The sequence below is a fragment of the Pseudomonas sp. P9_31 genome (assembly GCF_034008235.1).
In the GTDB taxonomy this organism is placed as follows: domain Bacteria; phylum Pseudomonadota; class Gammaproteobacteria; order Pseudomonadales; family Pseudomonadaceae; genus Aquipseudomonas.
The window spans coordinates 2,299,332-2,322,248 of record NZ_CP125375.1; the positions used below are offsets into that span (position 1 = coordinate 2,299,332).

Annotated in this window: 22 protein-coding genes; 15 read left to right on the forward strand and 7 right to left on the reverse strand. The window is 58.3% G+C overall.

Annotation, left to right across the window (positions count from 1 at the left end; genetic code table 11):
- Window positions 1–183 precede the first annotated feature (183 nt).
- From QMK51_RS10310 to QMK51_RS10335, 6 genes are read left to right on the forward strand one after another with little or no spacing between them, the layout of a single operon-like run.
- Complete coding sequence (locus QMK51_RS10310; protein WP_018925486.1) at window positions 184–1,278, forward strand: ABC transporter ATP-binding protein; 1,095 nt, start codon at window positions 184–186, stop codon at window positions 1,276–1,278.
- Window positions 1,278–2,375, forward strand: a complete 1,098-nt coding sequence (locus tag QMK51_RS10315; protein ID WP_320393961.1) for an ABC transporter ATP-binding protein — start codon at window positions 1,278–1,280, stop codon at window positions 2,373–2,375. Before QMK51_RS10310 ends, QMK51_RS10315 begins: the two co-directional genes overlap by 1 nt.
- The gene (locus tag QMK51_RS10320; RefSeq protein WP_320393962.1) at window positions 2,372–3,238 is read left to right on the forward strand and encodes a sugar ABC transporter permease; all 867 of its coding nucleotides are present in this window, start codon (window positions 2,372–2,374) and stop codon (window positions 3,236–3,238) included. Before QMK51_RS10315 ends, QMK51_RS10320 begins: the two co-directional genes overlap by 4 nt.
- An 8-nt stretch (window positions 3,239–3,246) precedes the next feature.
- Window positions 3,247–4,047: a carbohydrate ABC transporter permease gene (locus QMK51_RS10325; protein WP_018925489.1), complete on the forward strand. Its 801-nt coding sequence runs from the start codon at window positions 3,247–3,249 to the stop codon at window positions 4,045–4,047.
- A gap of 10 nt (window positions 4,048–4,057) precedes the next feature.
- Window positions 4,058–4,330, forward strand: a complete 273-nt coding sequence (locus QMK51_RS10330; RefSeq protein WP_052967033.1) for a DUF2160 domain-containing protein — start codon at window positions 4,058–4,060, stop codon at window positions 4,328–4,330.
- A 47-nt stretch (window positions 4,331–4,377) separates the two neighbouring features.
- Entirely contained in the window at window positions 4,378–6,120 is a 1,743-nt protein-coding gene (locus QMK51_RS10335; protein ID WP_007940906.1) for an extracellular solute-binding protein, read from the forward strand.
- A gap of 330 nt (window positions 6,121–6,450) precedes the next feature.
- Here the strand turns inward: QMK51_RS10335 and QMK51_RS10340 are convergent, their stop codons facing one another.
- Together QMK51_RS10340 and QMK51_RS10345 are read right to left on the reverse strand one after the other, a co-directional pair.
- Window positions 6,451–7,860, reverse strand: a complete 1,410-nt coding sequence (locus QMK51_RS10340) for a heavy metal sensor histidine kinase (protein WP_320393963.1) — start codon at window positions 7,858–7,860, stop codon at window positions 6,451–6,453.
- Window positions 7,857–8,531: a heavy metal response regulator transcription factor gene (locus QMK51_RS10345; RefSeq protein ID WP_320393964.1), complete on the reverse strand. Its 675-nt coding sequence runs from the start codon at window positions 8,529–8,531 to the stop codon at window positions 7,857–7,859. Before QMK51_RS10345 ends, QMK51_RS10340 begins: the two co-directional genes overlap by 4 nt.
- A gap of 480 nt (window positions 8,532–9,011) precedes the next feature.
- Here QMK51_RS10345 and QMK51_RS10350 point away from each other — a divergent pair, with 480 nt between their 5' ends.
- The 8 genes from QMK51_RS10350 to QMK51_RS10385 all read left to right on the forward strand — a co-directional run bounded on the left by QMK51_RS10350 (window position 9,012) and on the right by QMK51_RS10385 (window position 17,486).
- On the forward strand, window positions 9,012–10,292 hold the full coding sequence (locus tag QMK51_RS10350) for a TolC family protein (protein WP_320393965.1): 1,281 nt from the start codon (window positions 9,012–9,014) through the stop codon (window positions 10,290–10,292).
- A gap of 49 nt (window positions 10,293–10,341) precedes the next feature.
- Entirely contained in the window at window positions 10,342–11,547 is a 1,206-nt protein-coding gene (locus tag QMK51_RS10355) for an efflux RND transporter periplasmic adaptor subunit (RefSeq protein ID WP_320393966.1), read from the forward strand.
- A 52-nt stretch (window positions 11,548–11,599) separates the two neighbouring features.
- Entirely contained in the window at window positions 11,600–14,752 is a 3,153-nt protein-coding gene (locus QMK51_RS10360) for a CusA/CzcA family heavy metal efflux RND transporter (protein ID WP_320393967.1), read from the forward strand.
- A 200-nt stretch (window positions 14,753–14,952) separates the two neighbouring features.
- Window positions 14,953–15,153 carry a co-regulatory protein PtrA N-terminal domain-containing protein gene (locus QMK51_RS10365; protein WP_320393968.1) on the forward strand — a complete coding sequence of 67 codons (201 nt, stop codon included), beginning with the start codon at window positions 14,953–14,955 and terminating at the stop codon, window positions 15,151–15,153.
- A 79-nt stretch (window positions 15,154–15,232) separates the two neighbouring features.
- The gene (locus tag QMK51_RS10370; protein WP_320393969.1) at window positions 15,233–15,565 is read left to right on the forward strand and encodes a DUF2790 domain-containing protein; all 333 of its coding nucleotides are present in this window, start codon (window positions 15,233–15,235) and stop codon (window positions 15,563–15,565) included.
- Window positions 15,566–16,037: 472 nt separating this feature from the next.
- Complete coding sequence (locus QMK51_RS10375) at window positions 16,038–16,418, forward strand: DUF6124 family protein (protein WP_320393970.1); 381 nt, start codon at window positions 16,038–16,040, stop codon at window positions 16,416–16,418.
- A 295-nt stretch (window positions 16,419–16,713) separates the two neighbouring features.
- A complete protein-coding gene (locus QMK51_RS10380; protein WP_223489909.1) occupies window positions 16,714–17,007 on the forward strand; it encodes a DUF1778 domain-containing protein in 294 nt (97 codons plus the stop codon).
- Complete coding sequence (locus QMK51_RS10385) at window positions 16,965–17,486, forward strand: hypothetical protein (protein ID WP_320393971.1); 522 nt, start codon at window positions 16,965–16,967, stop codon at window positions 17,484–17,486. Before QMK51_RS10380 ends, QMK51_RS10385 begins: the two co-directional genes overlap by 43 nt.
- Window positions 17,487–17,681: 195 nt before the next feature.
- On the opposite strand, the gene QMK51_RS10390 is transcribed toward QMK51_RS10385, so the two are convergent.
- The 3 genes from QMK51_RS10390 to QMK51_RS10400 form a co-directional block, all read right to left on the reverse strand.
- Complete coding sequence (locus QMK51_RS10390; RefSeq protein WP_320393972.1) at window positions 17,682–19,007, reverse strand: OprD family porin; 1,326 nt, start codon at window positions 19,005–19,007, stop codon at window positions 17,682–17,684.
- A 177-nt stretch (window positions 19,008–19,184) separates the two neighbouring features.
- On the reverse strand, window positions 19,185–19,499 hold the full coding sequence (locus QMK51_RS10395) for a helix-turn-helix domain-containing protein (RefSeq protein WP_223489915.1): 315 nt from the start codon (window positions 19,497–19,499) through the stop codon (window positions 19,185–19,187).
- Complete coding sequence (locus tag QMK51_RS10400) at window positions 19,489–19,839, reverse strand: type II toxin-antitoxin system RelE/ParE family toxin (RefSeq protein ID WP_223490197.1); 351 nt, start codon at window positions 19,837–19,839, stop codon at window positions 19,489–19,491. Before QMK51_RS10400 ends, QMK51_RS10395 begins: the two co-directional genes overlap by 11 nt.
- 374 nt (window positions 19,840–20,213) lie before the next feature.
- Between QMK51_RS10400 and QMK51_RS10405 the strand changes: the two genes are divergently transcribed.
- Window positions 20,214–20,678 (forward strand): GNAT family N-acetyltransferase, encoded by a 465-nt coding sequence (locus tag QMK51_RS10405; RefSeq protein ID WP_223489917.1) that lies wholly within the window; start codon window positions 20,214–20,216, stop codon window positions 20,676–20,678.
- Window positions 20,679–20,995: 317 nt separating this feature from the next.
- Here QMK51_RS10405 and QMK51_RS10410 read toward each other — a convergent pair whose 3' ends face one another.
- Together QMK51_RS10410 and nuoN are read right to left on the reverse strand one after the other, a co-directional pair.
- The gene (locus tag QMK51_RS10410; RefSeq protein ID WP_320393973.1) at window positions 20,996–21,283 is read right to left on the reverse strand and encodes a type II toxin-antitoxin system prevent-host-death family antitoxin; all 288 of its coding nucleotides are present in this window, start codon (window positions 21,281–21,283) and stop codon (window positions 20,996–20,998) included.
- Window positions 21,284–21,453: 170 nt separating this feature from the next.
- Window positions 21,454–22,917 (reverse strand): NADH-quinone oxidoreductase subunit NuoN, encoded by a 1,464-nt coding sequence (nuoN, locus tag QMK51_RS10415; protein ID WP_223489919.1) that lies wholly within the window; start codon window positions 22,915–22,917, stop codon window positions 21,454–21,456.

Below are 22,917 nucleotides of genomic sequence, written 5' to 3' on the forward strand. Positions count from 1 at the left end.
TTCATTGTCAACCGGTGGATTGTTCAATTGTTCAGTCACGGTTGTTCATTTCTGTTCAGCAACGAAAGCGGTTTTACCACTGTTTTTAAGATTTTCGAGCTGCATCAAAGGCTTGCAGTTTCTGGCACGAAAGTCGCTCTATAGCTTCGGTCGCTTGACTCCAAATAATAAAAAGGCCGAGCCATGTCACTAATCCTGGAGCACGTCAGCCGCACCATCGAGGGCCAGACCTGGATCGACGATGCGTGCCTTAATTTCGAACCCGGATCCTTCAACGTTTTGTTGGGTCGCACGCTGTCCGGCAAAACCAGCCTCATGCGCCTGATGGCAGGTCTGGACAAGCCTGACAGCGGCCGCATCCTGATGAACGGTGTCGACGTTACCCAACGCCCAGTGCGTTTGCGCAACGTGTCGATGGTGTATCAGCAGTTCATCAATTACCCGACCATGACGGTGTTCGAGAACATCGCCTCGCCGCTGCGTCAGGGCGGCGTTGCCAATGAACTGATCCAGAGCAAAGTGCTGGAAACCGCGAAGATGCTGCGCATCGAGAAGTTCCTCCAGCGCCATCCTTTGGAACTCTCCGGCGGCCAGCAACAACGCACGGCGATGGCCCGGGCGCTGGTCAAGGACGCTGAGCTGATTCTGTTCGACGAGCCGCTGGTCAACCTCGACTACAAGCTGCGCGAAGAGTTGCGTCAGGAAATGCGCGAGCTGTTCAAGGCCCGCAACACCATCGCGATTTACGCCACCACTGAACCCAACGAAGCCCTGGCGCTGGGTGGCACCACCACGATTCTTCACGAAGGTCGGGTGATTCAGAGCGGCAAGTCCTCCGAGGTCTATCACCAGCCGCAAACCGTGCTGGCGGCGGAGCTGTTCTCCGAGCCGCCGATCAACCTGATGCCGGGGCGCATCGCCGGCAATGAAGTGAGCTTCGCCAATTTCGTGCACTTCCCGTTGAACGTCGATCTACGTCCGGTGGGCGAGGGCGAGTTCCGTTTTGGCGTGCGCCCCAGCCATATCTCGCTGGTGCCGAGCAACGATGACGATCTGGAACTGGCGGTGACCGTCGAGGTGGCCGAGATCAGCGGCTCGGAAACCTTCCTGCACGTGCGCAACGAGTATTTCCTGCTGGTGCTGCATTTGCCGGGTGTTCATGAGTACGACGTCGACGCGCCGATTCGCATCTATATCCCGACCCATAAACTGTTTGTGTTCGATATGCAGGGGCGGCTGGTTCAGGCGCCCGGTCGCCGCATTGCGAGGGTTGCCTGATGGCCGAAATCCGTTTGCAGAGCCTTGCCCACAGCTATACCCCTACGCCGACCGGCCCTGAGGATTACGCGATTCGCGAAATGGACCACGTCTGGGAGCAGGGCGGCGCTTATGCGCTGCTCGGCCCCTCGGGGTGCGGCAAGTCGACCTTGCTCAACATCATTTCCGGGTTGCTCAGCCCGTCCCAGGGCCAAGTGCTGTTCGACAGCAAAGTGGTCAACGAACTGACCCCGGAAAAGCGCAATATCGCCCAGGTTTTCCAGTTTCCGGTGGTCTACGACACCATGACGGTGTTCGATAACCTGGCCTTCCCGTTGCGCAATCAGGGCATGGCGGAAGCGAAAATCTTCAGCAAGGTGCATGAAATCGCCGAAGTCCTCGACCTTCAGGCGTTGTTGCACAAGAAGGCGCGCAACCTCACCGCCGATGAAAAACAGAAAGTCTCCATGGGCCGTGGGCTGGTGCGCGATGACGTGTCGGCGATCCTCTTCGATGAACCGCTGACGGTGATCGACCCGCATCTGAAATGGAAGCTGCGACGCAAGCTCAAGCAGATCCACGAGCAGTTCAACATCACCATGGTCTACGTCACCCACGATCAGCTCGAAGCTTCGACCTTCGCTGACAAGATCGCGGTGATGTATGGCGGGCAAATCGTGCAGTTCGGTACACCACGGGAATTGTTCGAGCGGCCGAGCCACACCTTTGTCGGCTACTTCATCGGCAGCCCGGGGATGAACCTTATCGAGGTCCAGCCGCAAGCCGGCGGTGTCGGTTTCGCCGGGACCCACTTGCCGTTGTCCGATGCGATGCAGAAACGAATCGCCGACACCGAATGGAAATCTCTGAAGGTTGGCATCCGTCCGGAGTTCGTCCATGTGTGGGAAGAGGCCTTTGATGACGCGATGCAGGCCCAGGTCGTACACGTCGAAGACCTGGGCACCTACAAAATCATGACACTTAACCTTGATGGCGCGCCGCTGAAAGTACGCTTGGCCGAAGACAAACCGGTGCCCGAAGGCACGGCGTACATCAGTTTTCCGGCCCAGTGGCTGATGGTCTATGCCGATGATTACTTGCTGGAGGTGCTGCCATGAACAAGGTGCAGAACAACAAGGCCTGGTGGCTGGTGCTGCCGGTGTTCCTGCTGGTGGCATTCAGTGCGGTGATCCCGATGATGACCGTGGTCAACTATTCGGTACAGGACATCTTCGACCAGTCCAGCCGCTACTTCGTCGGCGCCGATTGGTACAAGCAGGTGCTACTCGATCCACGGTTGCATGACTCATTGCTGCGCCAGTTCATCTACTCCGGCTGCGTGTTGCTGATCGAAATCCCGCTGGGCATCGCCATCGCCCTGACCATGCCGATCAAGGGCCGATGGTCGTCGCTGGTGTTGATCGTTCTGGCGATTCCGCTGCTGATCCCGTGGAACGTGGTCGGCACCATCTGGCAGATCTTCGGCCGCGCGGACATTGGTCTGCTCGGCGCCAGCCTCAAGGCCATGGGCCTGAACTATAACTATGCATCCAACACCATGGACGCCTGGGTCACGGTGTTGGTGATGGATGTCTGGCACTGGACCTCGCTGGTGGCGCTGTTGTGTTTCTCCGGGCTGCGGGCGATTCCGGACGTGTACTACCAGGCCGCACGGATCGATCGGGCGTCGGCCTGGGCGGTGTTCCGACACATCCAGTTGCCCAAGCTCAAGAGCGTGTTGCTGATCGCCGTGATGCTGCGGTTCATGGACAGTTTCATGATCTACACCGAGCCGTTCGTGCTGACCGGTGGCGGTCCGGGCAATGCCACGACTTTCTTGAGTCAGACCTTGACCCAAATGGCCGTAGGGCAATTCGACCTTGGCCCGGCGGCGGCTTTCTCGCTGGTGTACTTCCTGATCATCCTGTTGGTGTCGTGGCTGTTCTACACCGCCATGACTCACTCTGACGCCAATCGGTGAGGCCCGCCATGAGCAAGAGAAAGCTTATTCCACTGCTGGTCTACATCCTGTTCCTGCTGGTGCCGATCTACTGGCTGTTGAACATGTCCTTCAAGAGCAACACCGAAATCCTCGGCGGCCTGACACTGTTTCCCCAGGATTTCACCTTCGCCAACTACAAGGTGATCTTCACCGACCCGAGCTGGTACACCGGTTACCTCAACTCGGCGTACTACGTCAGCATGAACACGATCATTTCCCTGACCGTGGCGTTGCCGGCGGCCTATGCGTTTTCGCGTTACCGCTTTCTCGGCGACAAGCACCTGTTCTTCTGGTTGCTGACCAACCGCATGGCACCGCCGGCGGTGTTCCTGCTGCCGTTCTTCCAGCTGTACTCCTCGATCGGGCTGTTCGACACGCACATCGCGGTGGCATTGGCTCATTGCCTGTTCAACGTTCCGTTGGCGGTGTGGATTCTCGAAGGTTTCATGTCCGGGGTGCCGAAGGAAATCGACGAAACCGCCTACATCGATGGCTACAGCTTTCCCAAGTTCTTCGTGAAGATTTTTGTCCCCTTGATCGGCTCCGGGATCGGTGTCACGGCGTTTTTCTGCTTCATGTTTTCCTGGGTCGAACTGTTGCTGGCGCGAACCCTGACTTCGGTGAACGCCAAACCCATCGCCGCGGTGATGACCCGCACGGTCTCGGCGTCCGGCATCGACTGGGGCGTGCTGGCGGCTGCGGGGGTATTGACCATCCTGCCGGGCATGCTGGTGATCTGGTTCGTTCGCAACCACGTGGCCAAGGGCTTTGCCCTGGGCCGGGTATGAGGAACTGATGATGGAATGGATGAGTTGGACTGGCCCCACGGCGGCGTTCTTCAGCGTCATTGCCTTGATCCTCGCGGGTATGACGACCTGGGAGTTGCGTTCGCCGAGTGTTCCTCGGCGTGGTTTTCTGCCGATTGCCACCACCCGTGGCGATCGGCTGTTTATCGGTCTTCTCGGCAGCGCCTACCTGCATTTGCTGGTAATCGGCGTCACCGACTGGAGCATCTGGGTAGCGTTCGCGTTGTCCCTGGTGTGGCTGTTGGCTGTGATGCGTTGGGGCTAGTCGAATCGCTCGGCAATGTTGCTCCGAAAATCAAACAGGAGGTCTCTATGTTCGACAAAAACAATAAGCTGCGACATAGCATTTCATTGGCAGCCATGCTGGCACTCAGCGGTTTGAGCGCATCGGCCTGGGCTGATGCCTACGAAGACGCTGCGAAAAAGTGGATCGGCGGCGAATTCAAACCGTCCACCTTGACGGCCGATCAGCAACTCGCGGAATTGAAATGGTTCATCAAGGCGGCCGAGCCGTTTCGCGGGATGGACATCAAGGTTGTCTCGGAAACCCTGACCACCCATGAATACGAGTCCAAGGTGCTGGCCAAGGCCTTCACCGAGATCACCGGGATCAAAGTCACCCACGACCTGCTGCAAGAAGGCGATGTGGTGGAAAAACTGCAGACCGTGATGCAGTCGGACAAGAGCATCTATGACGGCTGGGTCAACGACTCGGACCTGATCGGTACGCATTTCCGTTACGGCAAGACCGAAGCCATTACCGACCTGATGGCCAATGAAGGTAAAAACTTCACCTCGCCAACCCTCGACATCAAGGACTTCATCGGCACCTCCTTCACCACCGCGCCCGATGGCAAGCTCTATCAATTGCCTGATCAACAGTTCGCCAACCTCTACTGGTTCCGCGCCGACTGGTTCGAGCGCCCGGAGCTGAAAGCCAAGTTCAAGGAAAAGTATGGCTATGAACTGGGCGTGCCGGTGAACTGGTCTGCCTATGAAGACATCGCCAAATTCTTCAGCGAAGACGTCAAGGAAATCGACGGCAAGCGGGTCTACGGGCACATGGACTACGGCAAGAAAGACCCGTCTCTGGGCTGGCGCTTTACCGATGCCTGGTTCTCCATGGCCGGCGGCGGTGACAAGGGCTTGCCCAACGGTTTGCCGGTGGATGAGTGGGGCATTCGTGTCGAAGACTGCCATCCGGTCGGCTCCAGCGTGACCCGCGGAGGCGATACCAACGGCCCGGCAGCGGTTTTTGCCACCACCAAATACGTCGACTGGCTGAAGAAGTACGCGCCACCGGAAGCGGCGGGCATGACCTTCTCCGAATCTGGCCCGGTGCCGTCCCAAGGCAACATCGCCCAGCAAATTTTCTGGTACACCGCGTTCACCGCCGACATGACCAAACCGGGCCTGCCGGTGGTGAACGCCGACGGTACGCCGAAGTGGCGCATGGCGCCGTCGCCGAGAGGGCCGTACTGGGAAGAGGGGATGAAGCTGGGGTATCAGGACGTGGGTTCCTGGACTTTCATGAAATCCACACCTGAGAAACAGAAGCTCGCAGCCTGGCTGTACGCGCAGTTCGTGACCTCGAAAACCGTGTCGCTGAAGAAAACCATCGTCGGCCTGACGCCGATCCGCGAGTCGGACATCAACTCTCAAGCCATGACCGACCTGGCGCCGAAGCTGGGTGGCCTGGTCGAGTTCTATCGCAGCCCGGCGCGGGTGCAATGGACACCGACCGGCACCAACGTGCCGGACTATCCGCGTCTGGCGCAGTTGTGGTGGAGCCACATCGCTGAAGCCGCCAGCGGCGAGAAAACCCCGCAACAAGCGCTCGATGGTCTGGCCAAGGATCAGGACGCGATCATGACCCGTCTGGAACGCTCCAAGGCCCAGGCCACTTGCGCGCCGAAAATGAACCCGGAGCGCGACGCGCAATACTGGTTCGACCAACCGGGCGCACCGAAGCCGAAACTGGCCAACGAGAAGCCCAAGGGTGAAACCGTGAGCTACAACGAACTGCTGAAATCGTGGGCGGATGCGCGTAAGTAAAAGCTGAACCGTGAAAGGCGAACGGCACCGCGAGGTGCCGTTTTCTTTGGTGTTTTTTTGCCGCCAATCGCGAGCAGGCTCGCTCCCACAAGGGGCTCGGTTGTTCGCAATATATGTGAACACCAGTGAAACCTGTGGGAGCGAGCCTGCTCGCGATGGCGGACTGACATTCAAAACAATGTCGACTGACCCGACGCCTTCGCGGGCAAGCCACGCTCCCACAAGGGGCTCGGTTGTTCGCAAGGTTTGTGAACACCGGTGAAACCTGTGGGAGCTGGGCTTGCCCGCGAAGAGGCCGGCCCTGACGGTGCAGATCTGAAGCCTGACACCTCAGCGCGCCACCCCTTCAACCGCAGGAAACCCCAACCTGAACACCGTCATCGTACCCGGCAAGCTCTTCACCTCAGCCACCCCCTGATGCAGGCTCATGATCGAGCGCACGATGGCCAGGCCCAGTCCGGTGCTGCCTTGCGAGCGGGACCGGCTGCTGTCGACCCGGTAAAAGCGGTCGAACAGGTGCGGCAGATGCTGCGCTTCGATCCCCATGCCGGGGTTGCTGACCAGCAGCGAGACCTGTGTCGCCCCTTGTTCAATCAGCAGTGAAACCGTTTGCCCGGCCGGGCAGTGGCGCAGGGCGTTGGACAGCAGGTTGGAGATCGCCCGTTGAATCATCAAGCGGTCGCCCAGCACCCGAGCGCTACCGACCACGATCAGATCGATCTGCTTATCCTGAGCCGACAGGGAAAACAGATCGGCGACTTTCAGCGCTTCATCCTCCAGTGCAATCGACTCGAAAGGCGTAAGCGCCGACGGGTGACTGACCTGGGCCAGAAACAGCATGTCCGAGACAATTCGCGCGACGCGCTCCAGCTCTTCAGTGCAGGACACCAACACGTTTTTGTATTCCTCGGCCGTGCGCTCCCGGGACAGTATCACCTGCGCCTTGCCCATCAAGTTGTTGATCGGCGTGCGCAGTTCGTGGGCCAGATCGTCGGAGAACTGCGACAGCTGCTGCACGCCGCTGTCGAGGCGGTGCAGCATGAAGTTGATGCCTTGTGCCAGTTCACTGAGTTCCTGAGGCATGTTCACCACCGACAGCCGATGGTCGAGGTCTTGCGTCGAAACCATCGCCGCCACCTTGCGAAACTCGCGCATCGGCGCCAGACCGCGCTGCACCGCCGCCCAGGCACTGAGACCGATGAAGATCAGCAGCAACGGTAGCGCAATCAATGTCGAGCGCAGATAAGCATTGAGCAGCGCCTGATCGTGGGCATTGTCCATCGATAGCAGCACCGGGACGCTGGTGCCGTCCTTGATGCGGATCAGTCGGGAGGCGGTGAGGAATTTTGCGTCCTGAGCGTCGGTGCTGACGGAGTAGGCCAACTGATCGGTCACCGACCGGACCGCTTTGATTTGTTGGCGCGGATCGGCCATGCCTGAGCCGGATTTGAGCAGCGGCGTGCGCCAGTTGGTCCGGTCGTAAATGGTCAGGGTGAGGTTGTCGTGCCCCATGACTTGATCGAGCAAGATATGCGGTTTCGCACTGATTTCGCCGGTATCGGTGTACAGCGACAGGCTGTGTTCAACCTGCTCCATTTTCCTTTGCAGACTGTCTCTGGATAACGCGTTCAGCTCATGGGTCAGGGCGAAATACGCGAGAATCGCCAAGAACACCACCAGCAGCGCCCCGAGAATACTGACCGTCAGACCTAGCCGCAGCGACAGGCTGGCAGGCTTCATTCCCGTGCCTCCAGCACATAGCCGACACCGCGCAGGGTATGGATCAATTTATTGTCGAACGGGTCGTCGATTTTTGCCCGCAGACGGCGGATCGAGACTTCGACCACGTTGGTGTCGCAATCGAAGTTCATGTCCCACACCAGCGAGATGATCTGGGTGCGGGTCAGCACTTCGCCAGACTGGCGCATCAGCAGGTGCAGCAGGGCGAACTCCTTGGTGGTCAGGTCGATGCGCTGTTCGCCACGGAACGCGCGATGGCGTCCGGGATCGAGTTCCAGATCGGCGACTTTGAGCACCTGCGGCACCGGAGTGTTCTCGCTGCGACGCATCAGGGTGCGCACCCGCGCCAGCAATTCCGGAAACTCGAACGGCTTGACCAGATAATCGTCGGCACCCAGGTCAAGGCCACGGATCTTGTCCGCCAAACGACCCCGTGCAGTCAGCATCATCACCCGGGTGGAGTGGGTGCGACGCAGTTGTTCCAGCACGCCCCAGCCGTCCAGCTCCGGCAGATTGACGTCCAGTATCACCAGGTCATACACCTGCTGTCGGGCCAGGTGCAGTCCATCGGCGCCGGTGGCCGCGTGGTCAACGATATAACCACTTTCCGTCAATCCCTGATGTAAGTATTCGGCAGTTTTAAACTCGTCCTCGACGACAAGAATTCGCATGATCAGTCACCCTGTTTATTCAATGGGTATTTAATTAAGGTGGCCGGGAAAGTTGTTGTTTTTGTAGGGGCTTCCGGACGTGTTTCAGTAACAGCTAATTGTTTGATTTTCTGTTTTTCTACAGAAAGATCTCTATCTGAAGGCGTGCACGATAAAGTCTGTAGTGGCTACAGAGTCAACTGAAGAGCTTGATTTTTAGCCTTTAAATTCGTTCTCTGCGACGGCATGTCGCACCGGATGAAGCGGAAAGTTCATCTGCCTCATGGGAATTGAATTCAGACAAGTGCTGTTCGACGGATAACGATAGGGCATTTGTTTCTATGTATTGCTATATCGGATTTTGCACTTTTCATGCTAAAGCAAAACAACTTGTCGTGACCGTGGATAACGAATTTGTAATGTTCCAGTCACCTTGTCGATAAGTTCAAAACCCTACCGTGGCGGCATCGAATTTTCTTGATTTAGAAAGGAAGTATCCAATTGCCCGGTTTAAGAGAACTGACGGCGCGATCACGCCTGAAAAAAACAGGAGCGGTGGTCACGGCCGGCTGCCTTTTGTTGCTGGCCGGCCCCGGTTTGGCGGCGGTTTCGTCCGGCTCGACGCTGACGCTGGATCAGGCCCTGCAAACGGCGTTTGCTGGCAACCCTGACTTGGCAGCCGCCCAGTGGGAAATCGGCATTGCCCAAGGGGATCGGCAGCAAGCCGGTTTGATCCCCAACCCCGAACTGTCGTGGGAGGCCGAAGACACCCGGCGCGATTCGCGAACCACAACGGTGCTGATCAGCCAGCCAATTGAGCTGGGCGGCAAACGCGGCGCACGTATCGACGTCGCGAGCCGCGCGCAGGATGCGGCCGGGATCGAACTGGAGCGCAAGCGCAACGCTCTGCGCGCTGATGTGATTCAAGCGTTCTCCGGCGCACAGACCGCGCAGCAGCGGTTGCAGTTGTCGCGTCAGTCGCTGCAACTGGCCGAGCACGGTTTGCGGGTGGCGCAGGGGCGTATCGAGGCGGGCAAATCGTCGCCGGTCGAAGGCACGCGGGCGCAGGTGCAATTGTCGCAAGTGCGTCTGGAACTGAGCCGCGCCGAGCGCGACCAGGCCAATGCCTACCAGCAACTGGCGCAGGTCATGGGCGCCCCGTTGCCGATGTCGGTCAATGTGCAGACGGCCGCGCAAGGCATGTCCAGCGTGCCGCCAGCGACCCGGTTGCTTGAGCGTCTGAATGAGACCGCCGAGTTGCGACTGGCCAAATTGCAGATCGATCAGCGCGAAGCCTCATTGGGTCTGGAGAAGGCCCAGCGGATTCCCGATCTGACCGTGAGTGTCGGCAGCCAGTACAGCGAACTGGAGCGCGAGGGGGTGAACGTGGTCGGGTTGTCGATGCCGATTCCGCTGTTCAACCGCAATCAGGGCAACGTGCTGGCGGCAGCGCGGCGCGCCGATCAGACGCGTGATCTGCGCAACGCCACCGAGCTGCGTTTGCGCACGGACATCCAGACCACCCTTGAGCAATGGCAGACCGCCAACGGCGAAGTCAACGCGTTCAACCAGACCATTCTGCCCGCCGCGCAGAGTGCGGTCGACACTGCCACGCGCGGTTTCGAAATGGGCAAGTTCGGCTTCCTCGACGTGCTCGACGCCCAGCGCACCCTGATCAGCGCCCGCACGCAGTACATCCAGGCCGTTTCTGAAGCAACGGACGCGCGGGTGCGCATCGAACGCATTTTTGGCGATCTCGGTGCGTTTGCAGTCAGCCCCTGAATTTCATCTTTTAGATCACTGCGCGATGGCCTGACGCAGAGGAGTTTCCATGGATAAAAAACTGATCGTTGTCGCGGTGGCGACGTTGGCACTGGGCATGGGTATCGGTTCGACGTGGACGGGCAACTCACCCATTGACGTCCACGCCGATGAAGCGGCGGAGCATGCCGATCATGCCGAAGAGGGCGCCGCAGCCGACGGTGAGCACGCCGAAGGTGAGGGCGAAGAGGGACACCTGACACTGAGCGTCGAGCAAATCGCCTCGGCAGGCATTCAACTGGCCGAAGCGCGGTCGCAAAGCATCAGCCTCGGCCTGCCGTTCCCCGGCGAAGTGCGTTTCGACGAAGACCACACCGCCCACGTCGTGCCGCGAGTGCCAGGGGTGGTCGAGTCGGTGTCGGTCAATCTCGGGCAGACGGTGAAGAAGGGCCAATTGCTGGCGGTGATTGCCAGTCAGCAGATTTCTGATCAGCGCAGCGAGCAGGCTGCCGCGCTACGGCGTCTGGCATTGGCGCGCACCACGTATGAGCGCGAGAAGCAGTTATGGCAGGACAAGATTTCCGCCGAACAGGATTTCCTCCAGGCCCGACAGGCGTTGGAAGAAGCCGAAATCGCCCTGAACAATGCCCGGCAAAAAATCAGCGTACTCAGCGGCAGCATGGTCGCCAGCGGCGGCAATCGTTATGAGCTGCGCGCACCGTTCGACGGCGTGGTGGTGGAAAAACACCTGACGCCGGGGGAAGTGGTCGACGAAGCCACGAGTGCTTTCACGCTCTCGGATCTGTCCCGGGTCTGGGTGACTTTCGGCGTTTCGCCCAAGGATCTGACCAAGGTGCAGGTGGGCAAACCAGTCACCGTCAGCGCCCCGGAATTGAATGCCGAAGTCGCCGGCACCGTGGCCTACGTCGGCAGTTTGCTCGGTGAACAGACGCGCACCGCCACCGTTCGCGTCACCCTGGACAACCCGCAAGGCTCGTGGCGCCCCGGACTGTTCGTCACCGCGCTGGTGGCGACCGACAGCCGCCAGGCCAAAGTCGCCGTGCCCGAAGCCGCCATCCAGACCGTCGAGGACAAACCCACGGTGTTCGTGCGCACCGACGACGGCTTCAAGGCGCAAGTGGTGGAGCTGGGCAGTCGCGCGGCCGGTCAGGTGGAAGTCACTCAGGGCCTGGAACCCGGCGTACAAGTCGCCGCGGCCGGCAGCTTCGTTCTCAAATCGGAACTGGGTAAAGCCTCGGCTGAACACTCTCATTAAAGACGCTCACTGAAGACTCCCACTGATCCGCCCCCTCGACGAGAAGGTTCTCATGTTCGAACGCCTGATCCAGTTTGCCATCGAGCAGCGCATCATTGTGCTGCTCGCCGTTTTGCTCATGGCCGGCCTCGGCATCGCCAGTTATCAAAAACTGCCGATCGACGCCGTGCCCGACATCACCAACGTCCAGGTGCAAATCAACACCGGTGCCGCCGGGTTTTCGCCGCTGGAAACCGAGCAACGCATCACCTTCCCGATTGAAACCGCCATGGCCGGTTTGCCGGCGCTGGAGCAGACCCGTTCGCTGTCGCGTTCGGGGCTGTCGCAGGTCACGGTGATCTTCAAGGACGGCACCGATCTGTTCTTCGCCCGGCAACTGGTCAACGAGCGCTTGCAGATTGCCAAGGAGCAATTGCCCGAAGGCACCGAAGCGGTGATGGGGCCGATTTCCACGGGGCTTGGCGAGATTTTCCTGTGGACGGTGGAAGCCAGGGAAGGGGCGCTCAAGGACGACGGCTCGGCCTACACACCGACCGATTTGCGGGTGATTCAGGACTGGATCATCAAGCCGCAATTGCGCAACGTCCCCGGTGTGGCCGAGATCAACACCATCGGCGGTTTCGCCAAGGAATACCAGATCGCCCCCGACCCGAAACGGCTGGCGGCTTACAAACTGACCCTCACCGATCTGGTCACGGCGCTGGAACGCAACAACGCCAACGTCGGCGCCGGTTACCTGGAGCGCAACGGCGAGCAGCTGCTGATTCGTGCGCCCGGGCAGGTGGCGAGTACCGAGGACATCGCCAATATCGTGATGGCCAACGTCGACGGCACGCCGATCCGGGTCAAGAACGTCGCGACCGTGGACATCGGCCGCGAACTGCGTACCGGTGCCGCTACCGAAAACGGTCGCGAAGTGGTGCTCGGCACCGTGTTCATGCTGATCGGTGAAAACAGTCGCACTGTCTCTCAGGCAGTGGCCAGCAAGCTTGAGCAGATCAATCGCTCGCTGCCTGAAGGCGTGATCGCCGTCCCGGTGTATGACCGCACGCACCTGGTGGACAAAGCCATCGCCACGGTGAAAAAGAACCTGGTGGAAGGCGCGATTCTGGTGATCGCGATTCTGTTCCTGTTCTTAGGCAACATCCGCGCCGCGCTGATCACCGCGATGGTCATCCCGTTGTCGATGCTGTTCACCTTCACCGGCATGTTCAGTAACAAGGTCAGCGCCAACCTGATGAGCCTCGGTGCCCTCGACTTCGGGATCATCGTCGACGGCGCCGTGGTGATCGTCGAAAACACCCTGCGGCGGCTGGCCCATGCGCAGCACCATCACGGGCGTTTGCTGAGCCGCTCCGAGCGTTTCCACGAAGTGTTTGCAGCGGCCAAAGAGGCACGCCGACCGCTGATCTTTGGCCAGTTGATCATCATGGTCGTGTACCTGCCGATCTTCGCCCTGAACGGTGTCGAAGGGAAAATGTTCCACCCGATGGCTTTCACCGTCGTGATCGCGCTGCTGGGCGCCATGCTCTTGTCCGTCACCTTTGTCCCGGCAGCCATCGCGCTGTTCGTCACCGGCAAAGTCAAAGAAGAGGAAGGGGTGGTCATGCGCGGCGCGCGGCGGGCCTATGCGCCGGCGCTGGCCTGGGTGATGTCTCATCGCGCCGTGGCGGTGGGCGCGGCGCTGGGCGTGATTGTGCTCAGCGGCGTACTGACCAGCCGCATGGGCAGCGAGTTTGTGCCGAGCCTCAGCGAAGGTGATTTTGCCCTGCAAGCCTTGCGCGTGCCGGGCACCAGCCTCACGCAATCGGTCGATATGCAGCAGCGTCTGGAAACCCTGATCCTGGGCAAAGTGCCGGAAGTCGAGCGCGTGTTCGCCCGCACCGGCACCGCCGAAATCGCCTCCGACCCGATGCCGCCGAACATCTCCGACAGCTACGTGATGCTCAAGCCGAAAGAGCAGTGGCCGGACCCGGGCAAGTCTCGCCAGACCCTGATGGCCGAACTGCAACAAGCCGCTGCGACGCTGCCGGGCAGCAACTATGAATTGTCCCAGCCGATCCAGTTGCGCTTCAACGAGCTGATCTCCGGCGTGCGCAGCGACGTGGCGGTCAAGGTGTTCGGCGATGACATGGACGTGCTCAACGCTACGGCTGCGAAAATTGCCGCTGCCATGCAAAAGGTCAATGGCGCGTCCGAGGTCAAAGTCGAACAAACCACCGGCCTGCCGGTGCTGACCATCAACATCGACCGCGACAAGGCTGCGCGATACGGGCTCAACGTCGGCGATGTGCAAGACACCATTGCGGTGGCGGTCGGCGGGCGCAAAGCCGGGACGCTGTATGAAGGAGACCGGCGTTTCGACATGGTGGTGCGTTTGTCCGATGTCATGCGCAAGGACATCGAAGGTCTGTCGGTGTTGCTGATTCCGGTGCCGGCACCGCTCAATGGGGCTGCCGATCAGATTGGTTTCATCGCCCTCAAGGAAGTCGCCAGCCTCGATCTGGTGCTGGGCCCGAATCAGGTCAGCCGTGAAAACGGCAAGCGCCTGGTGATTGTCAGCGCCAACGTTCGCGGTCGTGACATCGGTTCGTTCGTTAAAGAAGCGGGCGAGGTGATCGAGCGCGATGTTCAGGTTCCAGCCGGTTACTGGACCCGTTGGGGCGGGCAGTTCGAGCAGTTGCAATCGGCGGCCAAACGCTTGCAGATTGTGGTGCCGGTCGCGTTGCTGTTGGTGTTTGGGCTGCTGTTCATGATGTTCAACAACCTTAAGGACGGTTTGCTGGTGTTCACCGGGATTCCGTTTGCGTTGACGGGTGGCGTCATGGCGTTGTGGTTGCGGGACATTCCGTTGTCGATTTCGGCGGGTGTCGGATTTATTGCGCTGTCGGGGGTGGCGGTGCTCAACGGTCTGGTGATGATTGCGTTCATCCGCAACCTGCGGGAGGAGGGGCGCTCCCTTGGCGACGCGATCAATGAAGGCGCGCTGACGCGGCTACGACCGGTGTTGATGACGGCGCTGGTGGCGTCCCTGGGCTTCATTCCCATGGCGTTGGCGACGGGCACTGGCGCCGAGGTGCAACGTCCGCTGGCGACGGTGGTGATTGGCGGGATTCTGTCATCGACCATTCTGACGCTGCTGATATTGCCGGTGCTGTATCAGTTGGCGCATTGGCGTGATGAGGACGCAACGTCCGCTAACTAGTTGTTCCCTGTGGGAGCGAGCCTGCTCGCGATGGCGCAAGTCCATTCAACATCAATGTTGACTGACCCACCGCTATCGCGAGCAGGCTCGCTCCCACAGGTTTTTGTGCCAGATAACGGATATGTAATTTGCGCGCCACCGTCACGAAAGGTTCGGATTGTTACCTTGATCCCGTTAGTTAATTAAACGAGGAATCAAACATGAAATTTGCACAACTGAGTGCCTTTGCAGTGGCGTTGGTGATGTCTTCTCTGGTCATGGCTGAAGGCGGCGGCGACAGAACTTTCGAGAAAATGATGGCGGCCAATGACCGCTCCGTGGAGCTGTTTGTTGCCAAGGAACAGGCACGTGATCCCGTCGTCGTGAATGAAAAGAAAAACGACAAGACCAAAGACTTGTAAACGTGTCGCACTTGAACGAGCCCGTCATCGATTGCCGATGCTGGGCTTTTTTTTGAGCCCGGATTTGTAGGTATTGGATATGAAAGTTGTTAAGTGGATGGCGTTCGTCGGCGTGATGGCGATGTCGTTGAATGCGCTGGCAGAAGGCGGCGGTGACAGGACGTTTGAGAGGGCGTTCAGTGCCAACGCCAAAGCCATGGAGCAGTACGCTGCCAGCCAGGGTAAACCCGCGCCGGTGGTGAAAGACTACGCATACGGAATGAAGCTGGACGTGGTCAAAGTGGTGAGCGTTGTGCGGCCGCAAGATGCTTGCACCGCAGTACCCACCGCCATGACCTACGAAGATTCTCAGGGCCAACTCAACACCATCAAATACACAGTGGCAGGCGATTGCCGCAAACGCGGCGGCTGACACTGCTTTCCTTTCTGCCAATGGGCAACTGATGTCGGATCCCCTGTAGGAGCTGCCGAAGGCTGCGATCTTTTGATCTTGATCTTGAAAAGCAAAATCAAAAGATCGCAGCCTTCGGCAGCTCCTACGCGTGTGTATTTCAATTCGGGATGTTTAACGGATATGGCGCAAGTGCAGAAGCTTCCCACAATGTTTTCAGGTTGTCCGTCGGACGTCCGGTCTCTAGCCTGTGTTCGTCGCTGCCAATTCAGCGACCGGGATTGGAAACCCCGAGTAGAACTGAGCGCACAAGCGCCTTTCATAACGTATCCTTGCGCACTTCCAATGTGTGCACTCCGTTATGGCGGCTGTGCGCGGGAGACCTTCGGGTCAACCGGGTTCTCCGTTCCCCGGGTTTCCAACCTGCGTACAGCTGCCACCCCTTCGTTCGGAAACCGAATGGGTCAGCTCCACCGTTAGACGGAGATACAGCATGAAAAAACCAACACCAAATCCTCCCGAAACAGAAGCCGCTGCGGACGCCGACTCAACGTCCCCCGACACCACCATCAACTCCAAAAAACTCGACGAAGCTGCCGAGCGTGCGCTCGATTACTACCTGAACCCTACCGCCCACGTCATGGCCACGCCCTACACCCCCAACCAGATGTATTTCGCCAATCCCAAAGCCGACACCGAATCCCTGCTGGCTAATGCCAGCGAGTCATTGTCCTCGGCCACGGTCATGCTCGGTGACGTCGCCGCGCTGCTGGAAGGCACCCACCGCAAGACTTTGCTGGGTATTGCACAAGTGGTGATGTTGGGCGAACTGGCGGTGAATCAGGCGTTGGATAACGTTGAGGTGACTGCCTAGGTGTTGAGCAATGTGGCGAGAGTTTTGTTTCTCGCCACATTTAGATGAGCGTCGACCGTATATCAGAAAGCTACACGCGTATATGCATTAGCTATACGGTCGGTATAGAATCGATTCCGACGCCGCCTTCATGGCTTCACACCTAAAACGTTAGATCTCACGTTTAGCAGCATGGCCCAAGTCTCTCCGGGCCACTCAAGGAGTCAAAAAAATGAAAAGCAAATACATGCTGATGTGCTAATGCCATAAGGAGGCTCCGGCTCCAACATCACCTACCCAGATGGGAAACAGAACAATGTCCACCACAGCTGAAAGCGTTGAAAAATCCAAACCCGTTCCAATCAACATGAGAGCGGACGAAAAGAAACGTAACCTGATCGATCTGGCAGCTGCCATGTCCGGTCGTGATCGCACAAGCTTTATCCTGGAAGCAGCGTGTCAAAAAGCTGAAGAAGTGATTCTGGATAAACGATTGTTCCTTCTCGACGACGTTGCATTTGACGCATTCGAACAGGCTATTGAAGCCAACCCGGCCCGAGGTAACGAATGCCTGCACCAACTGCTCGCACGTCCAAAGCGGTGGAGCTGACCACACCCGAAAGACTTAACGATCATCACGAGCTTGATGACTTCGATTCGGGTGAAGTGTCCATCGATCAATACCTGCAAAAGAAGGCACGAAAGGCGCAAGCCGCTAAACAGGCGGTTGTTTATGTCAGCTGCCGCAAAGCCACGTCGATCGTGATGGCTTATTACACTCTGTCGAGCGGTTCAGTCGCTCGTGCCAACGTCATGCCGAAAAGTCATCAACGCAATTCACCAAGCGTCCATCCAGTGACGCTACTAGGGCGTATGGGAGTAACACGCGAAGCTCAGGGTGAGGGTTTCGCCATCGACTTGCTGCAGGATGCGATTGAGCGAGCCATCAACGCATCCCAATCTATCGGCTCGAGCGCAATCATCGTCCACCCACTTAACGACCGCCTGTCAAATTTCTACATTAAGTACGCGGGATTTATTCCGTGCCCAGGCATTTCCCCTATTACCCTGATGCTGCCGCTGCGCTAGCACTCGATGTTGTCGCAATAGCGGGTTGATTATGCCGAGAGTGCAGCATGGGTACTGAGTCAGGTCGCGATCTACGGTAGCTTGCAGCTGGCAATCCTAGGGCATAAAAAAGGCGCCCCGAAGGACGCCAAAAGAATTCACCTCTTACCAAAGGAGCAAGGAGCTTCTAAAGGTGAATTTGCATTAACCGTGAAGTCAGAGAATCGCCAGCGGATACTCGACAATTACCCGCACTTCTTCCAGATCCGACTCAAATGCCGTGGCGCGGGTTGTGGCTTGGCGCAGGCGCAGAGACATGTCTTTCAGCGAGCCGCTCTGCACCACGTATTTGACTTCGATGTCGCGCTCCCAGCGCTTTTGGTCAGTCAGCGGGTTGCCGTCGGCATCGCGACGCATGTACACGGCATTGGCATTGGAATAGTCGGCGTCGGTGCCCCGGGCGTAACGGGTCATGAACGACAACCCCGGAACGCCATAGGTCGTCATGTCGAGGTCGTAGCGCACCATCCACGAACGTTCCTTGGGCGAGTTGAAGTCGCTGTACTGGATGGAGTTGTCGAGGAAGATCGAATCGGACTGGCGCAGGTAATCGAAGTCATCGTTGCCGTTGTTGCGCTGGTGCGACAGGGCGACGGAATGGGCACCGAGTTTCACGCCGACGCGGCCGCTCCAGATGTTGTTGTCGAATTCGCCGAGCAACTTTTTGCCTTCGTCGACAGCCTTGTAATAGCTAAGGCCGCCAAACAGTGACAGGTCATCCGACAGTGGGTAAGTCCACGCGGTGCCAGCGTAGTACTGATTCCAGGCATCCTTGAGACGGCTGGAATACAGGCTGAAACTGAGGTTCTTGTTCAGCGAGTAGTCACCGCCCAAATAACCGATCCACGGCGAATTGACCGGGCCGGCATAGAAGGTCGCGAAGTTTTCGCGCATGTCGCTGGACACCGGTTGGCTCATCGCATGCAGTCGACCGCCCTGGACCGACAGACCCTCGATGCTGGTGTTGGTCGCCGTGACGCCACGGAAGCTTTCCGGCAACAAACGGGAGTCACCCGCCGCCACGACCGGGTTGGCGGGGAACACATCGCCAACCTTGATCACCGTATCAAAGGCGCGCACCTTGGCGGCGCCACCGACCTTGGTGTATTCGTCCCGAGCCTCGCCGTCACTGTTAACCGGCAGCACATCAAACGAACTACGGCCACCGTTGCGACCGTCACCGGTGTCGAGCTTCAAGCCGATCATCGCAAATGCATCGACACCAACCCCGACGGTGCCTTGGGTGAAACCGGATTCGAACTTGCTGATGACCGCGTGGGCCCAGGTTTCGGAATAACCGTTGCCGGTGGGACTGGACTGGCCGTTGCGGTGATCACGATTGAAGTAGAAGTTGCGGTTGAGCACCGTCAGGCTACTGCCCTCGATAAACCCCTCGGCTTTATCTTCCGCCAACACCATGGACGGCCCGGAGCCGACAACCACCGCTAAAGCGGCCATCGACATTTTTGTATTGTTAACCATCAATCACTCCTTGGGTTCGGCAGAACGGGAACGTGCTTCGGCGTAGGGTTTTATTGTTCGGCGGGCAAGGGCCCGCCGGCATGGTCGCCGGGTGACATCGTTGCAAGCTGCGGATAACGCCAAGGTGATGGGGGAATTACAATTTCGTCATGTGGGTGGAATGACAACCCTGCACGTTCAGGTCAGCGCTGCGAGTTGTTCGATTGTTTGCGGAAAGCGTTCAACCAAGCGGATCAGTGTCGTGGCTTGGGCATTTGGTGTTGCCCGTCCCTGTTCCCAGTTTTCGAGGGTTCGGGTGTTGGTGCGTAGATACATGGCGAACACCGACCGGGAAAGATTGAGCTGTTGACGGATGGCTACCACTTCCTCGGCAGTGATGGGTACCAGTTCCGGCAGCTTGACCTTGTGGGTCCGCAGCGTGACCTTGCCTTGGCGCTCGTCAGCCAAGGCTTCGAGGCCTTCCATCAGTTCGGAAAAAATGTCACGTTTCATAGTGGGTTCTCGTGTTGATTTCTCTATCCAGCGTTTGTCTGAAAAGTTTTTTCTGGTCAGGCGACAGGTCTTCTTGCTCGTTTTTGCTATACACGGTGAACAGCCAGAATTGATCGAAACCTGACCACCAGTAATAAATCACCCTAAGCCCGCTACGCTTGCCTTTACCGCGACGTTGATCGAAAAAGCGGATTTTTCGCAGCCCGCCCGTGCCTTCAATGAGATCGCCCGCTTCGGGGTTTTTTAGCAGCTCCAACTGAAAGCTGCGAAACAGATCGTCATCCAGATAGTCATCGCGGTGTTTCTGAAACGCAGGTAATTCGATAAAAAGAGCATCCATGTTCTGTACGTCACCTGCGTATAGTGTTGTCTTGATAATCGAATAGGTCAAGGCATCGAAGCCATCCTTTTCGTCCCCCGTTTTCAAGGTAGACCCCGATCGTAAAAACGCCTGTAGGACGAAGCGACCAGTCTGGTGAGAATTTTCGAGTAATGCTGGGGGAGGGGGACTTCGCAATTGACTCATCGGTTCATCCACAGCACTATCTGTCGATGAATGATCTACGCCGAATGAACATGATGTGTTCCTCTATGACCGCTTCCGGCGGGCCATAAGGTCATACGTGCTTGGCATTTGACGTGTTACCCAAAGCCCCGCCAGAGATGGACGGGGCTTTTTGATTCTCCGTCTGCACATGGCTGATGGAGAGTGAAATGTTCGAAATTAGAAAAGCTACCCAAAGCGACGCACAGACTGCATTCGACATACGGTTGCTAGCCATCCGACATCAATGCATCGGTGCCTATACCGAGAAGCAAATGCTGACTTGGACATCGGGGTCAGCTGAGGACGGTTACTGCGCGCTCATGGAAAAGTATTTCTATCTGGGGTGCGTTCAGAGTGAGCCAGTGGCGACAGGCATGCTGGATCTGGAGAACCGCGAAATCGGTGCAATCTTTATACATCCTGACTTTATGCAACGAGGTTTGGGCAAGCGCGTCGTGGGCTTTCTCGAAGATCTGGCGCGGGATCTTGGCTTGGCGGAAGTCCGCCTGGATGCGACTTTGAATGCCGCCGACTTTTATCGACGCTGTGGTTACATTGGGGAGGAACCTGCGGTTTACCATTCCCCCTCCGGTCTTCAACTGGCCTGCGTTCCTATGGTGAAGAAACTGTGAAGGTTTCGGAAGCGGCCTGAGAAACACCGCATAATTCGGCGCCTGAAAGCTCCGATCTCAAAACGCAAAACGGCACCCGAAACGTGCCGTTCTCATTTGTGCCTGTTCCATTGCTATCGCGAGCAGGCTCGCTCCCACAGTTGATTTCCGTCTATCGCATAGTGTGTGTCCGCAGCTGATTCGATGTGGGAGATTCTATGTTGCAGGGCAACCCTGCGACTTCAGGCTGGTTGGTATTCACTCTGATTTTTCATCAGGGCAATGCCACACGGCAGTGTTCCGGGCAAGGGTCACCAATGTCTGAGCTTCGAAACGCCTCATTCTTGAGTGCCTTCAAAAGCATTGAGCAAGTCGTCCGGTAGTGAGGCGTCATAGTCTTCGGGAAGCACCAGTTTGCCTTTCATCGCACCGATACGCTGGCCGCAGGGTTTTCCCGCCGGAACCAGACGCGCAAGAGCCCGACCATGTTTGGCAATCGTGATGATCTGCCCGGCGGCTGCGTCGTCGACGAGTTTGGACAGATTTTTTTTTGCTTCGGCCAACGGAACGACGATGCCACGGTTCATTGTTCTTTCTCGCGTTGATTTATCTATCCAGCCAGTCATTCAAGATAGAGCCAAGTGCGCAGTGCTGGATGTAGGACGGAACGGACATTCCCGCGCGAACTTTCGGGGATTGCAGAAGGGAGGGAAGGGCAGCAGTAACAAATCCCACAAACGCAAAAACGGCACCCGAAGGTGCCGTTTCTGTTTTCTACCGAGTGTCGCTTAAGCGATCAACCCGCCAACCCCGATTGCTGAACCAGGTTCAGCAGCGGCTGTGGATACAGGCCAAGGAAGAACGCCAGTACGGCAATCGCCAGCAGCATCACACCGCCTGCACGTTGTTCCCAGTGCAGTTGCGCATCGTGGCGACGCAGGTTCGGTTCGATCAGGTACAGGGTGACCATCACGCGCAGGTAGTAGAAGACGCCGATGGCGCTACCCAGCACCAGGGAACCGACCAGCCACCATTGGTGCGACTCGACGCCGGTGGCGATGATGTAGAACTTGCCGATGAATCCCGCGGTCAGCGGGATACCGGCCAGGGACAGCATCATCACGGTCAGGACGGCGGTCAGGTACGGACGGCGCCAGAACAGGCCGCGGTATTCGTACAGGGCATCCGCGTCACGGCCGTTGTATGGCGAGGACATCAGGGTGATCACACCGAACGCGCCGAGGCTGGTGATCACGTAGGTGACCAGGTACACGCCGATGGCTTCCACGGCCAGGCCTTTGCTCGCCACCAGGGCGATCAGCAGGTAGCCGAAGTGAGCGATGGACGAGTAACCCAGCAGACGCTTGAGGTTGCTTTGGGTCAGTGCCAGCAGGTTACCGAACAGGATCGACGCGATGGCGATGATGGTCAGCACGTCGCTCAGCACGCCGCTGCTCGCCGCTGGCGAGATCTGGAACAGACGCACCATCACCGCGAACACAGCGACTTTCGATGCGGTGGCCAGGAACGCCGCCACCGGAGCCGGAGCCCCTTCATAAACGTCCGGGGTCCAGAGGTGGAACGGCACCAGCGACAGTTTGAACGCCAGGCCGATCAGCATCATGCCCAGGCCCATTTGAGCCAGCGAACTTGGCAGGCCGGTAGCCGCCAGGGCCTGGCCGATACCGACGAAGCTCAGGCTGCCGGAGTCGGCGTAGAGCAGGGCCATGCCGAACAACAGGAACGCGGAACCGGCGGCCGACAGCACCATGTACTTGATACCGGCTTCCAGCGAACGCTTGTTGAAGAAGGCATACGCCACCAGACCGTAGACCGGTACCGAGAGCAGTTCCAGACCGACGAACAACCCGGCCAGGTGCTGCGCGCTGACCAGTACCAGGCCACCGGCGGCGGCCATCAGGATCAGCAGGTAAAGTTCTTCACGGTTGCCCGGGTAACCCGAACCGCCGTCGCCGAGGTAGGCGTGGGCGAGGGTGACACAAGCGAGGGTGGCGACCAGGATCAGCGCCATGTACAAGCAAGCGAACGTGTCGATCTGCAGCAGTGGAGTCACGGCCAGCGGCGCGACTTTCAGGGCTGGCAGGATCGACAGCAACGCCAGGTTCAGACCCGCCACGGAAATCAGGAAGGTCTGCGAGTGGTTGCGGCGCCAGGCGATTGCCAGCATCACCACGATGATCGTGGCGCTGGTGATCAACAACGGCGCAAGCGCGATAAAGTGTTGAGTCGTGAATTCCAT

Coding starts and splice junctions, on each gene's coding strand:
- QMK51_RS10395 (WP_223489915.1), bottom strand. CDS start 19,499: ATGAAACGTGACATTTTTTCCGAACTGATGGAAGGCCTCGAAGCCTTG.
- QMK51_RS10320 (WP_320393962.1), top strand. CDS start 2,372: ATGAACAAGGTGCAGAACAACAAGGCCTGGTGGCTGGTGCTGCCGGTG.
- QMK51_RS10335 (WP_007940906.1), top strand. CDS start 4,378: ATGTTCGACAAAAACAATAAGCTGCGACATAGCATTTCATTGGCAGCC.
- QMK51_RS10380 (WP_223489909.1), top strand. CDS start 16,714: ATGTCCACCACAGCTGAAAGCGTTGAAAAATCCAAACCCGTTCCAATC.
- nuoN (WP_223489919.1), bottom strand. CDS start 22,917: ATGGAATTCACGACTCAACACTTTATCGCGCTTGCGCCGTTGTTGATC.
- QMK51_RS10315 (WP_320393961.1), top strand. CDS start 1,278: ATGGCCGAAATCCGTTTGCAGAGCCTTGCCCACAGCTATACCCCTACG.
- QMK51_RS10345 (WP_320393964.1), bottom strand. CDS start 8,531: ATGCGAATTCTTGTCGTCGAGGACGAGTTTAAAACTGCCGAATACTTA.
- QMK51_RS10390 (WP_320393972.1), bottom strand. CDS start 19,007: ATGGTTAACAATACAAAAATGTCGATGGCCGCTTTAGCGGTGGTTGTC.
- QMK51_RS10375 (WP_320393970.1), top strand. CDS start 16,038: ATGAAAAAACCAACACCAAATCCTCCCGAAACAGAAGCCGCTGCGGAC.
- QMK51_RS10330 (WP_052967033.1), top strand. CDS start 4,058: ATGGAATGGATGAGTTGGACTGGCCCCACGGCGGCGTTCTTCAGCGTC.
- QMK51_RS10340 (WP_320393963.1), bottom strand. CDS start 7,860: ATGAAGCCTGCCAGCCTGTCGCTGCGGCTAGGTCTGACGGTCAGTATT.
- QMK51_RS10410 (WP_320393973.1), bottom strand. CDS start 21,283: ATGACTGGCTGGATAGATAAATCAACGCGAGAAAGAACAATGAACCGT.
- QMK51_RS10370 (WP_320393969.1), top strand. CDS start 15,233: ATGAAAGTTGTTAAGTGGATGGCGTTCGTCGGCGTGATGGCGATGTCG.
- QMK51_RS10310 (WP_018925486.1), top strand. CDS start 184: ATGTCACTAATCCTGGAGCACGTCAGCCGCACCATCGAGGGCCAGACC.
- QMK51_RS10325 (WP_018925489.1), top strand. CDS start 3,247: ATGAGCAAGAGAAAGCTTATTCCACTGCTGGTCTACATCCTGTTCCTG.
- QMK51_RS10365 (WP_320393968.1), top strand. CDS start 14,953: ATGAAATTTGCACAACTGAGTGCCTTTGCAGTGGCGTTGGTGATGTCT.
- QMK51_RS10405 (WP_223489917.1), top strand. CDS start 20,214: ATGTTCGAAATTAGAAAAGCTACCCAAAGCGACGCACAGACTGCATTC.
- QMK51_RS10400 (WP_223490197.1), bottom strand. CDS start 19,839: ATGGATGCTCTTTTTATCGAATTACCTGCGTTTCAGAAACACCGCGAT.
- QMK51_RS10385 (WP_320393971.1), top strand. CDS start 16,965: ATGCCTGCACCAACTGCTCGCACGTCCAAAGCGGTGGAGCTGACCACA.
- QMK51_RS10355 (WP_320393966.1), top strand. CDS start 10,342: ATGGATAAAAAACTGATCGTTGTCGCGGTGGCGACGTTGGCACTGGGC.
- QMK51_RS10360 (WP_320393967.1), top strand. CDS start 11,600: ATGTTCGAACGCCTGATCCAGTTTGCCATCGAGCAGCGCATCATTGTG.